Consider the following 12,387-nt stretch of genomic DNA (forward strand, 5'->3'; position numbering starts at 1 on the left):
GGCCTCGACGGCCGCTCGAAACGCCCCTGATCACGGGGCGGGGTGTCCGCCGTGCACGCTGAGTGACAAGTGGGTTGTCCGCACGGGTAATTGAACCGTGCGAGCAGGCACCGGGCGTCGCCCCCACGCTCATTGGGGGCGCGCTCCGGCCTTCTCCTGGGGCTGGAGGGGGCCTTCGGCCGGGATCATGCCGCCTCCGGGGGGCTGCGGCAGCTGGTCGAGCCTCAGCAGACGCAGCAGCGGATCCGTCGCCACGGTGGTCACGAGGGTCATCACCACCAGCACCGCGAACAGCCGGGAGTCGATCACTCCGAGCGACAGGCCGACGTTGAGCACCACCAGCTCCGTCAGGCCACGGCAGTTCATCATCACGCCGAGTCCCAACGACTCCCGGTTGCCCTCACCGGCCAGCCGGGCCGCGACGTACGTCCCGCCGATCTTGCCGACCACGGCCACCAGCAGCACGAGGCCCAGCACGCCGAGCACGGAGAGTGAGAACACCGACTGCAGCCGGGTCTGCAGACCCACCGCGGCGAAGAAGAACGGCAGCAGCAGCCACAGCGCCAGGCCCTCGGTCCGGTGCGCGAAGTCCCGCACCGTCCGGGAGGAGCGCGGCATCACCACGCCCGCCAGGAAGGCGCCGAAGATCGCGTGCACCCCGAGCACATGGGTGACCACCGCGCAGATCAGCACGAAGGAGGCGATCAGCATGCTGATCGGCAGCACGCCGCCGCGCCTGCTCTCCAGCACCCGCAGCATCTGCGCCAGCGCCGGGCGCACCACGAACCACAGCAGCAGGGTGAAGGCCACCACCTCGGCCACGGCGACCAGTACGCCGAGCGGTGAGTCGTTGCGCGCCTCGGCGACCACGACGCCCAGCGCGCACCAGGCGGTGACGTCGCCGACGCCGGCCATCGCCAGGCCCATCGCGCCCAGCCGGGTGCCGATCAGCTCCCGGTCGGAGAGGATGCGGGCCAGGACCGGGAACGCGGTGACCGACACCGACAGCGCCACGAACAGAAGGAACGGCGTGGCCTCCACACCGTCCGGCTGGTAGTCGTGCCGCAGCCACAGGGCGGCGGACATGCCCAGCAGGAACGGCACCGCGAGCGCCGCGTGCCCGGCGGAGAGCACCTTGCCGCCGAGCCTGCGCAGCATGGTCAGCGGCATCTCCAGACCTATCAGGAACATGAAGAAGACCACGCCGACCTGCGCCAGGTTGTTCATGATCGGCGTGACCGCCGGTGGGAACACCTCCTGGGAGACACCGGGTGCCAGCGCCCCGAACACCGACGGTCCGAGCAGCAGTCCGGCCAGGATCTCGCCGACCACCGGCGACTGGCCGACCGCGCGGGCCGCCAGGCCCAGCAGTCCCGCCGCCGCGACCACCACGGCCCCGGCCACCAGCACCTGACCGGCCAGGTCGGCCGGCTCGGACGGCCTGGGAGCGCCGGCGGTCTCCCGCACCGGGTGGCCGATGCCGTATCGGAGGAGCAGCAACGCCAGCGCGACCGGCACCAGCACCAGCAGCCCGTAGGTGACCACCGCACGCGCCGTGCCGCGGGAGCGGGGCGGGCCGCCTTCGGGTTCGCCCTCGACGGACAAGGATGGATCATGCGTCATGGCCAGGGTTCTCCTCACGGGACGATGACTGCGTCGCCGCCCCGGAAAGGGGGCGGTGCGGCTGCACGCGGGCAGCCGAGGACCCGTCCGGGACGGAGCCGATCACTCCGTCCGGGGCGGTGCGGCCGCGCGGGCAGCCCGGGGCCGGTCCGGGACGAAGCGGTCGCTCCGTCCCGGACCTGTCGGGTGGGTGACGCCGGGTCAGCCGGTGCGCAGCAGGGCGCTCACCGAGCCGCCGTGCTCGCCGCTGAGCACCTCGGCCTGCAGGCGCTGCACCTCGGGGGCCGGCTCCAGGCCGAGTTCGGTCTTGAGCACCCTGCGCAGGTCCTGGTACGCCCGCAGGGCCTCGGCGCGGTACCCCGCCGCGCGCAGCGAGTCGATGAGCTGGGCGTGCAGTTGTTCGTTGAGCCGGTGCTCGGCGACCAGCGACCGCAGTTCGGGGATCAGCTCCTGGTGCCGGCCGAGCCGGGCGTCCGCCTGGATGCGCAGCTCCAGCACGCGCAGCCGCAGCTCGCACAGGTGCGCCTTGTGGATGGTCAGCTCCGGCCCCAGGTTGACGTCGGCCAGCGCCTGGCCGCGCCACAGGCCGAGCGCCTGCCGCAGCCGCTCGGCGGCCTCCGCGAAGTGGCCCTGGCGCCACAGACAGCGGCCCTGTTCGGCCAGGGCCAGGAAGCGCTCGGCGTCGGTCCGCCCCGTGCGCAGCTCATAGCCGGGTGCCCGGGTGACGATGTCGCAGCGCCGCTCACCCTGGGGAAGCGTCTCCAGGATCCGGCGCAGTTGGTAGACGTAGGTCTGCAGAGTGGTGGCCGCACTGCGCGGCGGCCGGTCGTCCCACAATTCGGCGAACAGGGTGTCGGTGCTGACCACCCGGTTCGCGTTGAGCGCCAGCAGCGCCAGCACCGCCTTTACCCGCGGTGCGGTCGGTGCCAGGTCGCGCCCTCCCGCGATGACCTCCAATTGCCCCAGCACATTGAACGTGACCACGATCTTTTCCCCCGTCCAGAGTTGCCCGTTCACCTCGATGCGGATTCGATTCACTTTCAACCAATTTCCTGTCGAACCCGCAGGTGCAACAATGCCCTTTCAGTCCGCACGTCACAATCTTCCAAGACTGCCTCGAGCCGCGCTTGAGCCCACGGGCGCCAAAAGATGTAGGCGAATACCTCTTTGGATGCAGCGGCCGCGAAACTCCACCGCAAACAAGCAAAATCAGGTTCACCAATTGTGAATTCCTCGTTACCAGCCAGTCGGCCCGCCGAAGAAACCAGCTCAAAGCGTTACACGGGGTGATACACGGACATTTCCCGGCGAATCATGCCGTGCGGGCTCCCCCGCCCGCCCCGGCGCACGGTGATGCCTCCTTCGAAGCAGCGCCCCGGCACCCGCGGGCGGCTCACCTTCGGCGGCGTGCCGCCGGAGGCTGGATGACCAGGGCGTTGATCGCCTTGTTGACCGCGTCGATGCGCGAGGTGGCACCCAGCTTGGTGAAGATGTTCCGCAGGTGGCGCTTCACCGTGGCCTCGGTGATGTCCATCCTGGACGCGACCTGGCGGTTGGTCAGCGCCTCGGCCACCAGGCTCAGCACCACCAGTTCCCGCGCCGACAGCAGGTCGGCAGCGGGCGCGTCCCGGGCCGGCTCGGCGGCCGGCCGCGGCACCGCGGCCTCCGCCCGCGCGGAGCCCGACGGCACGGTGATGGTGACCGTCTGCTGCTTGGCGCCCGCGATGTCCCGGACGGTCGACAGCAGCAGGCCCCGGCTGACGCTCTTGTGCAGATAGGCCCGCACACCCAGGTCCAGCAGCCGCCGCATCAGCAACGGGTCGCTCTGTGTGTGCAGTACGACGATCCCGACCGGGTGGCCGCAGTCCAGCAGGTCGCGCACCGCCGACGCCGGGTCCGGGCCCGGCGTCGCGACGTCCAGCAGCACGACGTCGGGCCGGCACTCGGCGACCGCCCGCACCGCGGACGGTCCGCAGTCGACCCCGAGCGCCTCCAGATCCGGCTCGGAGTCCAGCACATGGCAGAGGGCTTCGCGGGGCAGGCGATGGTCGTCGACGACGACTATGCGCACCGGTTCCGGAGTCACCTAGCCTCCGAAGGCGTCCGAGGTGAACCGGTGAGCGCCCGAAAATCCGCACCCGCTCGAAGGCCCGGAAAAACGGAAAGAAGAATTCCACCTCGCCGTGCGATTGCCCGCCCTGCCGCTGATTTCCACGTCGCCCCCTGGCTCCCCGTAACCGCGTTTCGAAGTCTACTGCAGTGGCAGTTACGAGAGCCTGTGGCCAAGGCCACGGAAACCGGCTGGGAAACCGGGTGACCTCCGCGGAGAGAGGGCGGGACGGATGAGCGGACCGGTAGCCGGTCCGGGCCGGACGGGAACCGTCCCGTCCTGTTTCCCCGGCACCGTGACGGCCCTTCCCCGCACAGGTCCGCCGACGGCGTCGTCACCCCGCGCCCAGCAGCTGACCTCCGTACGCGCCGCCCGCCGTGTCGAAGCGCAGAGCGACATGGCTGACCGCGCAGTGCACGTCACGCCAGATGCGCTGGAGCGGGTCGTCCTGCGCCTGCGCGCCGCAGCCGGCCGAACGGAACAGCCGTTCCACCGCGTCGACCAACTGGTCGGCGGCCAGCGCGCAGTCCCGTGGCGCACGGGCCGCCTCTGCGGCGTCGACGGGCCCGTCGTCGCCGGCCCGCGCCACCCGGCGCAGCAGCAGGGCCGCGCTCTCGATCTCGCCCTCGGCCCGGGCCAGCACGCCCCGCACCAGCGGGTTGTCCCGGGGAGCGAGCGATCCCTGGGCGGACCTGCCGGCCAGCCGCGCCGACCAGGCCCGCACGGCCGCCCGCGCCGCCCCGAGCACGGGGGCGGCGAAGAGCGTGCCGTTGATCGTGCGCAGCGCGGCGGTGTGGCACGGTGCGACGGAGCCGACGGCCAGGCCCCGCCGGATGGCGCCGCGGGCGACGGACCGGTGCTCGGGCACGAACACCCCGTCCGCGACCAGGGTGTTGCTCCCCGTGGCCCGCAGGCCGACGTTGAACCACGTGTCCATGACGCGGTAGTCCCGGCGCGGCACGGCGAAGAACCGCGCCACCGCGTGATCCCCTCGGGGCACCGACGCGCACACCAGCGTCCAGTCGGCGAAGTCCACGCCGCTGACCAGCGGCCACTGACCGGTGAGCCGCCAGCCGCCGGCGTCGGGGGTGGCGTATCCGCTGGGGCTGAGCGCGCCCGCGATCACGGTGTCGGGGCCGGCGGCCCACAGCTCGCGCTGGCCCTCGTCCGGCAGGTACACGCCCATCCGGGCGGCGCCGGCGACGACCGCGGCGATCCAGGCGGCGGAGGCGCAGCCCTCGCCCACCGTGGACACCGTGTCCAGGAGTTCGACGAAGCCTCCTGCCCTCCCGCCCCAGCGGTGTGGCACGAAGTGCCGTGCGAAGCCCGCCGCGACCAGCCCGGCCACGACCTCGCCGGGCAGCCGCCGCGCCTGGTCCGCGGCGGCCGCGTGCCGGGCGGCCAGTTCGGCGGCCTCCCGCACCCGGTTCGCCGGGTCGGCGGTGCGTACGGAGCCGGACCGGGGGGTGAGTACGGAGCCGGACATGAGCGCTGCCTCCTCGCCGCGGGGCCCGGGCGTGCCGGCTCGACCTCGCCGGAAGGCGCTGGAGGAGGGTTGGCGCATCCCGGGCCCGTCGCCCGCTCAAGCGGGCCGTTGCGCGGACAGTTGACGGTGGGTGAGAGCGAAGATGCTTCCCAGGAGGTCGGTCAGGGTGCCTGCGCCCAGGTCCGGGCCGGCGGGAGCCGGCGGCCCGACGAGGTGGGCCGCGTCGGCGCGAGTGTCCAGGCCGCGCAGGGGGACGCCGCCGCCCCCGATGAGGTGCACCCGGAGATGGCGACGGCCGGCACGCGGCCGACCGGTCTGCGGCCGGACGTCCGCCGGGACGACCTGGAACCGCGCCCGGCCCGGGAGTTCCTCCCCGCCGGACCCGCCCCGCCGGACATCGTCCGCGCCCCCGGCCACCGCCTCGACCGCCGTCACGCCCATGGGCATGCCACCTCCGCATCACCGCGTCCGCACACCGGGCCACCCCCGGCGGCTCCGATACTCGTCCCGGCTGCTGGAGAGTGGCTGGATCCGCGGTCGACGTGGCCTTGCGGCCGGGGCCGCAGGGGGGAACGCGGGCGCGGCGGCGGGCCGATCAGGCCAGGCCGAACCTCTCGGCGTGCACCTGGCGTGCGGGGACCCGCAGGTCGCGCAGGCCGGAGAGGACGGCCGTGGTCATGGCCGGCGGGCCGCAGACGTACACGTCGCGTTCGGTGATGTCGGGAACCAGGCGGTGCAGGTTGTCCGGGGCGAAGGGCGGGGTGCCGCCGTCGCCGGTCCGGCCGGTGAGCAGGTGCAGCCGTCCGCCCCGGAGCGCGATCAGGTGGCGCACCTCGTTAAGGAGTACGGCCTCGGCCTCGCTGCGGACCCGGTACAGGACGACGAAGTCGCCGGTCGCCTGGTCCTCCAGCAGGGCGCGTACGGGGGTGATGCCGACGCCGCCGGCGATCAGCAGGGCACCGGGCCGGGTGCGGTGCAGGGAGGTGAACGCGCCGTACGGTCCCTCGACGAAGGCGCGGCTGCCGACGGGGACGTGGCGCAGTCCGGCGCTGGTGGTGCCGGCCGCCTTCGCCGTGAGGCGCAGCCCGCGTCCGTCGGGCGCCGCCGACAGGGAGAAGGGGTTGGCCAGCCACCAGTGGTGGTGCCCGGGAAACCGCCAGATGCAGAACTGGCCCGCCCGGGCCGGGAGTTTGTCCAGGTGCCGGCCGGTGACGTACACGGAGACCACGTTGTCCGACTCCGGCACCACGGCCGCGACGGTGAACCGGTGGTAGGCGTTGCGCCACAGCGGCAGCACGACCCGGCCCGTCAGCAGCGCGCCGAAGGCGAACAGCCACAGGATCCACCAGTACGCCGTGGCGAACGCGGAGGACGTGAACGTCGTCGTCTCCTGCAACTGGTGGACGAACGCCAGGCCCAGGGCGACGTACAGCAGCAGGTGCAGACCGTGCCAGACCTCGTACTGCAGCCGTCGCCGCACGGATCGGGTGGAGATCGTGGCGATCACCACGATGAGGGCCGCGGCGAGCATGCCCAGCAGAGACGCCGGCACCCCGCTCAGCGCGACGAACGTCTTCCCCATGGAGGTGTCGTCGAGCGTCGCGTAGCCGAGCACGACCAGGGTGGCGTGGGTGAGGACGGTCCACAGCAGCGTGAAGCCGGTCCAGCGGTGCCACACCGTCAGCCGGTCCATGCCGATACGGCGGTCCAGCCACGGCAGCCGGGCCACCAGCAGCAGTTGGAACAGCAGCAGCAGGGCCGCGTGCAGTCCGAAGAACTTGGCGACCGTCAGCACGCCGTTCTTGCCCGAACCCGCGGCGGCGAACAACGCCTCCACGATCACCACGTTGACGAGGACGAAGGTCCACATCGCCCAGCGTGCCGCCTGCACCGGAACGGTGGTGCCGCCGCGCACCGTGTTGCTCGCTGTCGTCATGGTTGCCTCTCATCCCCCGAGGCCGCGGTGGTCGCGACCCGTGTGCACAAACCCCATGAAGATCGGTGAATTCGCCCTAATGCGCGCCTCGATCGGGTAAGGATACGGCTCGCGCGGCGGATCCGTTCATGCCGGAACCGCCCCGATCCGCGGGGAGTTCGGGTTCCGTAACATCGGAGGCGGCACACGACAGCAGGGGCGATCGGGAGGCGAACCGGGGATGACGGACGCGGAGTTCACCCACGCCCTGGACGCCGTGCTGCGCGACCTGCGTGCGCAGTGTTCCGTACGGCCGCGGTTCGAGGACGACGCCGAGTCGGGGCTGATGATGTACGCGCCCGACGGCAGCGGGCAGGGCATCGGCCCGCCCCTGGGCAGCACCGCGGCCGAGCGTCTGGCGAGCCTCGCCGACCAGGTTCAGGAGTGGGCCGTGGAGGCGCTCTGGTCGGCCGGTGCGTCGGCCGTGTGGCCGCACTGTCCGGAGCATCCGGACGCCCATCCGCTCACGGCCACCGTCACCGGCTGCACGGCGATCTGGTCCTGTCCGAGGAGCGGAGCGGCCCACGGGCGGATCGGCGCACTGGAGAGCCGATAGGGCACCCCCTCCACGCCCGGTCCCGACGCCTGCACGCGGGGGCTCACGGCTCCGGCGTCTTCAGGCGCTCCACCTGCTCCGCCGCCGCGTCCGCCCTGCGTCGGGCCTCCCTGACCCCGCGGTCGGCCGTGCGGGCCCGCTCCCGTGCCGTCTGTTCCGCGGAACGTGCCTGCTGCTGCTCCTCCCTGGCGTGCTGGAGTTCGGCGGTCAGGTCGCTGACGCGCTGCTGTGCGTCGTCCCAGTGCTTCTTGGCCGCGAACGCCTCACGGCTCGCGGTCGCCGCCTCCTTCTCCCGGCTACGGAGTTCCCGCGCGGCCGCGTCGGCTTCCTTGCGCGCCTTGGTGAGCTGTCGGCGGTGCTCGGCGGCCGCGGCCTTCGTGGCCTTGGCGGCGGGGCGGGCGGGAGCGGTGGATCCGGCGGGACGCGCGGGCGCGGGGGCGGCGCCCGCGGCGACGGCGGGGAATCCCGTGTCCGCGGACAGGGACCTGACCAGCCTGCCGCTCGCCCATTCCCGCGCCGCGTCGGGGTCCGCGAGGACGGCGCGCAGGGTGTTCTCGACCTCGTGGCGGGCGGCTTCGGTGATCGGGTGCCCGGCCTGTGCGGCGAGTTGTCCGGCCTGCCGGGACAGGGCGGTGATCAGGACCCGCTGCTGCCGGCTCAGCTCGCGCAGCTGTGCGCCGTCCAGGTCGCGGTGGGCCTGCCGCAGTCCCTCGCCCAGCCGGAGCAGCGGTTCGACCTCGCCGGGGCTCTCGTGGACCAGGAGGTTGCCGGCCCAGGCCGACAGGCTCGGGCGGCGCAACTTGCCGATGCGGTCCGCGAGGGCTCGGTCGCCGGCCGTGCGGGCCTCGGCCATCCGGGCCGCGCGGGTGGCGGTGAACTCCTCCGGCCGCAGCCGGTACAGCTCGTCGGCGACAGTGTCCAGGTCCATCGACGCTTCCTCTCCGCGCCGGTTCCGCAGAGCTCCCCGCGCCCCAGGGGGCCGTATCGATTTTCGCACCGTTGGGGCGGCCGCGCGCAGGCCCGGCCGGGGCGGGGCCGCCTCCCGCGCCGGCCGGGCCCCGTGGGCCTACTTCCAGGCGCGGTCCAGGAAGTCGGCGATCAGCGGGGCGACCTCCGGCAGATGCGTCTCCAGGGCGAAGTGGCCGGTGTCGAGGAGGTGGAGTTCGGCGTCGGGCAGGTCGCGCAGGTAGGCGCGGGCGCCGGGCTCGGTGAAGAAGGGGTCGTTGCGGCCCCAGGTGATGAGGGCCGGCGGGGTGTGGCGGCGCAGCCAGGCCTGCCAGTCGCCGTAGCGCGCGAAGTTGGAGCGGTAGTCGAGGAGCAGTGAGCGCTGGGCCTCCTTGCGGCCCGGCTGGTCCAGGAAGTGCTGGTCGAGGGTCCAGCCGTCGGGGGAGAGCAGCTCGGGGTCGGCGACGCCGGTCTCGTACTGGCTGCGGGTGCCGGCGAGGGTGAGCACGCCGTCGATGGTGGCGTCGGCGCCGGGGGTCTCGGGGGTGAGGCCGATCAGACCGAGGGCCAGGTCGGACAGGCCCTCCTCGTAGGCGTTGCCGTTCTGGACGACCAGCCCGGCGATCCACTCCGGGTGCCGCTCGGCGACGCGCAGGCCGATGGGGGCGCCGAAGTCGAAGACGTACATGACGAACCGGTCGAGGCCCAGGCCGCGGACGAAGCCCTCGGTGATGTCGGCGAGCCGGTCGAAGGTGTACGTGAAGCCGTCGGGGGCCTCGGTGTGGCCGAAGCCGGCGTGGTCCGGGGCGATGAGCCGGTAGTGCGCGCCGAGGGCGTCGATGAGGCCGCGGAACTGGTGCGAGCCGGAGGGGAAGCCGTGCAGGAGCAGCAGTACGGGTGCGTCGGCGCGGTCGGGGACGGACTCCCGGTAGAAGACGCGGACGCCGTCCACGTCGAGGTGGCGGTGGACGGTACGGGGGGTCGGGGCAAGCATGATCGGTCTCCTTCGAGCGGAACCTAATGGATGACTTGCTGATTCATGCGTTAGAGCAAGCCTGCTCCGCGACTACTAACGTGTCAACCCCGACCTGTACCATTAGTCCATGAGCGATTCCGTACCGCTGACCGGAGAGCCCCTGGCGCTGGATCTGGTCAACACCCGGCCGTCCACCGGTGACCTGCTGACCACGCCCGACGGGCTGCGGGCCTGGTGGGCGCTGGAGGGCGAGCGGCTCCCGGAGGACGCGCCGGACGAACTCGACGGCGCCGATCTGGCCGCCGTGCTGGCCGTGCGGGAGCACACCGCGCGGGCCCTCGATCATGTGCGCAGGGGGGAGCGGCCCCCGGACGAGGACGTCGAAGGGCTCAACCGGGCGCAGCGGGCCGCGCCGGCGATCAGTGAGCTGGTGTGGGACGGGTCGGCGGTGGCCGTCGCGCGGCGGCGCGAGGGCTCACCCGGGGTGCGGCTGGCCGCCGGGCTCGCGGAGGCAGCCGTCGGGCTGCTGGCCGATCCGGCGGTCGGCGGGATCCGTGAGTGCGAGGCCGACGACTGCGTGATGCTCTTCCTGCCCACCCACCCGCGCCGCCGCTGGTGCTCGGCCGCCCGCTGCGGCAACCGGATGCGGGTCGCCCGGCACTACCAGCGTCACAAGGGGGGACAGCCGGAAGCCGGGTGAGCGGGCGTCACTGATCCAGATAGGCGAGCACCGCCAGCACCCGCCGGTTGTCGGCGTCCGCCTGCAGCAGCCCCAGCTTGGTGAAGATGTTGCCGATGTGCTTCGCGACGGCCTTCTCCGAGATGAACAGGCCCTGTGCGATACCCGCGTTGGAGCGCCCCTGCGCCACCCACTCCAGCACCTCCCGCTCCCGTGCGGAGAGGCTGCCCACGGCTTCGTCGCGCTCCTTGCGGACCAGGAGCTTGGAAATCACCTCGGCGTCCAACGCGGTGCCGCCCTCGGCCACCCGGCGGATGGAGTCCAGGAACTGGGCGCCGTTGGTGACCCGGTCCTTCAGCAGGTAGCCGACGCCCCTGCCTCCCCTGGCCAGCAACTCACGCGCGTACAGCGGCTCCACGTACTGCGAGAGCAGCAGCACCGGCAGGTCCGGCATCCGTTCGCGGGCCGCCAGCACCGCGCGCAGGCCCTCGTCGGTGAACGTCGGCGGCAGCCGGACGTCGACGACCGCGACGTCCGGCCGCTCCTCGATGAGGGCGTCCAGCAGATCCGTACCGTTGTCCACGGCGGCGACGACCTCGTGGCCGTGGGCGCCGAGGAGGCGGATGAGTCCGTCCCTCAGGAGGAAGTGGTCTTCGGCGAGGGCAATACGCACGGAAGCTCCATCGTCACCGTGGTCGGTCCGTTGGCGGGACTGTGCACGGCCAGCACCCCGTCGAAGGTGGCGAGCCGGCGTTCGATGCCCCGCAGGCCGCTGCCGCGCGAGGCGTCGGCACCGCCGTGCCCGTCGTCCGTGACGGTGACGCGGAGCGTTCCGTGAGCGTAACGGATGTCGATCCGGGCCCGGTCGGCGCCGGAGTGCTTGGCGACGTTGGTCAGGATCTCCGAGATCGCGAAGTACGCGGCGGACTCGACCGGCATCTCGGGGCGGCCCGGCAGGTCGACCCGGACCTCGGTGCGCACCGGGCAGACCATCGCCAACGCCCGTACCGCGTCGGTGAGTCCGCGGTCGGCGAGGACCGGCGGGTGGATGCCGCGGACCAGGTCGCGCAGTTCCTCCAGCGCCTTGGAGGAGGACTCGCGCGCCTCGGCCAGCAGGGCGCGCACGGCCTCCGGGTCGCTCTCCAGGAGGTGTTCGGCGGCGTCCAGGGTCATGCCCATCGCGACCAGGCGGGCCTGGGCGCCGTCGTGCAGGTCCCGCTCGATGCGGCGGATCTCCGCCATCTGTGTGTCGACGGCGTCGGAGCGGGTGGTGGCCAGGTGCCGGATGCGGCCGGCCATCAGCTCGCTCTCGCTCGGCGCGAGCATCGAGCGGGTGTACAGGGCGTGCCGGCGCACCGCGCGCGGCGCCGCCCACAGGGCGAGCGGCAGCTGCAGGACGCCGAGGACACCGGCGAGGACGGCGGTGGCCCGGCCCTCGACCGGGATGAACTGGTACCACAGGCCGTCCCATTCGGCGGACAGCGGAACCCCGAAGAAGGCGAGGAAGATGCCCCACACCCCGCTGAGGACCAGGGCGATCGGGAGGAACGCGAGGAACGCGCCGGCCAGCGGGTCGACGAGCACCCAGACCCACTCGCGCCGGGTCTGCGGATCGCTCATGATCCACCGGTAGCGGGCGGCCGCCCCGGAGGCGCCCTCGGGCACGGCCGGCAGCGGTCCGGGCGGGCCGGGTATCTCCACCCCCGACCAGCGCAGCGCCACCTCGCGCCGGCGGGCGGCCAGGTTGCGCACGCCCTCCATGGCGCGCGGCACCACGCCGAGGCCGGGTCCCACCAGCCAGATGGCGCCGGAGACCGCCAGGGACCGCCCGAAGGCCGATATGGACATCCCGCACAGGGTCATCGCCCGTCGCAGTCCCGTCAGTCCGTCCGCGACCGAGAATCCCCTGGTCCCGTCCGGCGGGCGGTTCCCCCCGAGCTGCGTCGTGCGGTCCATACGGCTCGCTCCCCTCTGCTGCCTGTGCGGTGGACGGGCCTGAGCGCCCGTGCCGTCATTGTCGCGGCCCCCGGGGTGCCG

Annotated in this window: 12 protein-coding genes; 2 read left to right on the forward strand and 10 right to left on the reverse strand. The window is 72.9% G+C overall.

Annotated elements, in window-relative coordinates; genetic code table 11:
- Nucleotides 1–129: 129 nt before the first annotated feature.
- The 6 genes from ACGFW6_RS26075 to ACGFW6_RS26100 form a co-directional block, all read right to left on the reverse strand.
- Nucleotides 130–1,623: a cation:proton antiporter gene (locus ACGFW6_RS26075; protein ID WP_393514459.1), complete on the reverse strand. Its 1,494-nt coding sequence runs from the start codon at nt 1,621–1,623 to the stop codon at nt 130–132.
- Between the two features lie 201 nt (nt 1,624–1,824).
- Nucleotides 1,825–2,607 carry a BTAD domain-containing putative transcriptional regulator gene (locus tag ACGFW6_RS26080; RefSeq protein WP_393514461.1) on the reverse strand — a complete coding sequence of 261 codons (783 nt, stop codon included), beginning with the start codon at nt 2,605–2,607 and terminating at the stop codon, nt 1,825–1,827.
- Nucleotides 2,608–3,016: 409 nt separating this feature from the next.
- Complete coding sequence (locus tag ACGFW6_RS26085; RefSeq protein ID WP_393514464.1) at nt 3,017–3,709, reverse strand: LuxR C-terminal-related transcriptional regulator; 693 nt, start codon at nt 3,707–3,709, stop codon at nt 3,017–3,019.
- Between the two features lie 358 nt (nt 3,710–4,067).
- Nucleotides 4,068–5,219 (reverse strand): acyl-CoA dehydrogenase family protein, encoded by a 1,152-nt coding sequence (locus ACGFW6_RS26090; RefSeq protein WP_393514467.1) that lies wholly within the window; start codon nt 5,217–5,219, stop codon nt 4,068–4,070.
- A 96-nt stretch (nt 5,220–5,315) separates the two neighbouring features.
- The gene (locus ACGFW6_RS26095) at nt 5,316–5,666 is read right to left on the reverse strand and encodes a hypothetical protein (protein ID WP_393514470.1); all 351 of its coding nucleotides are present in this window, start codon (nt 5,664–5,666) and stop codon (nt 5,316–5,318) included.
- Nucleotides 5,667–5,814: 148 nt separating this feature from the next.
- Entirely contained in the window at nt 5,815–7,155 is a 1,341-nt protein-coding gene (locus ACGFW6_RS26100) for a ferric reductase-like transmembrane domain-containing protein (RefSeq protein ID WP_393514472.1), read from the reverse strand.
- 220 nt (nt 7,156–7,375) lie between these two features.
- On the opposite strand from ACGFW6_RS26100, the gene ACGFW6_RS26105 reads away from it, so the two are divergent.
- Nucleotides 7,376–7,750, forward strand: a complete 375-nt coding sequence (locus tag ACGFW6_RS26105; RefSeq protein ID WP_393514475.1) for a hypothetical protein — start codon at nt 7,376–7,378, stop codon at nt 7,748–7,750.
- Between the two features lie 43 nt (nt 7,751–7,793).
- Here the strand turns inward: ACGFW6_RS26105 and ACGFW6_RS26110 are convergent, their stop codons facing one another.
- Nucleotides 7,794–8,678, reverse strand: coding sequence for a hypothetical protein (locus ACGFW6_RS26110; protein ID WP_393514478.1), 885 nt, complete (start codon nt 8,676–8,678; stop codon nt 7,794–7,796).
- A gap of 138 nt (nt 8,679–8,816) precedes the next feature.
- Nucleotides 8,817–9,689 (reverse strand): alpha/beta fold hydrolase, encoded by an 873-nt coding sequence (locus ACGFW6_RS26115; RefSeq protein WP_393514481.1) that lies wholly within the window; start codon nt 9,687–9,689, stop codon nt 8,817–8,819.
- 109 nt (nt 9,690–9,798) lie between these two features.
- Here ACGFW6_RS26115 and ACGFW6_RS26120 point away from each other — a divergent pair, with 109 nt between their 5' ends.
- On the forward strand, nt 9,799–10,371 hold the full coding sequence (locus ACGFW6_RS26120) for a CGNR zinc finger domain-containing protein (RefSeq protein WP_393514484.1): 573 nt from the start codon (nt 9,799–9,801) through the stop codon (nt 10,369–10,371).
- 7 nt (nt 10,372–10,378) lie between these two features.
- On the opposite strand, the gene ACGFW6_RS26125 is transcribed toward ACGFW6_RS26120, so the two are convergent.
- Together ACGFW6_RS26125 and ACGFW6_RS26130 are read right to left on the reverse strand one after the other, a co-directional pair.
- Nucleotides 10,379–11,023: a LuxR C-terminal-related transcriptional regulator gene (locus ACGFW6_RS26125; protein WP_393514487.1), complete on the reverse strand. Its 645-nt coding sequence runs from the start codon at nt 11,021–11,023 to the stop codon at nt 10,379–10,381.
- Nucleotides 10,987–12,306: a sensor histidine kinase gene (locus ACGFW6_RS26130; protein ID WP_393514489.1), complete on the reverse strand. Its 1,320-nt coding sequence runs from the start codon at nt 12,304–12,306 to the stop codon at nt 10,987–10,989. The genes ACGFW6_RS26125 and ACGFW6_RS26130 overlap by 37 nt, the downstream gene beginning before the upstream one ends.
- Nucleotides 12,307–12,387 lie beyond the last annotated feature (81 nt).

Source organism: Streptomyces sp. Y7 (assembly GCF_043195415.1).
Classification (GTDB): Bacteria; Actinomycetota; Actinomycetes; order Streptomycetales; family Streptomycetaceae; genus Streptomyces.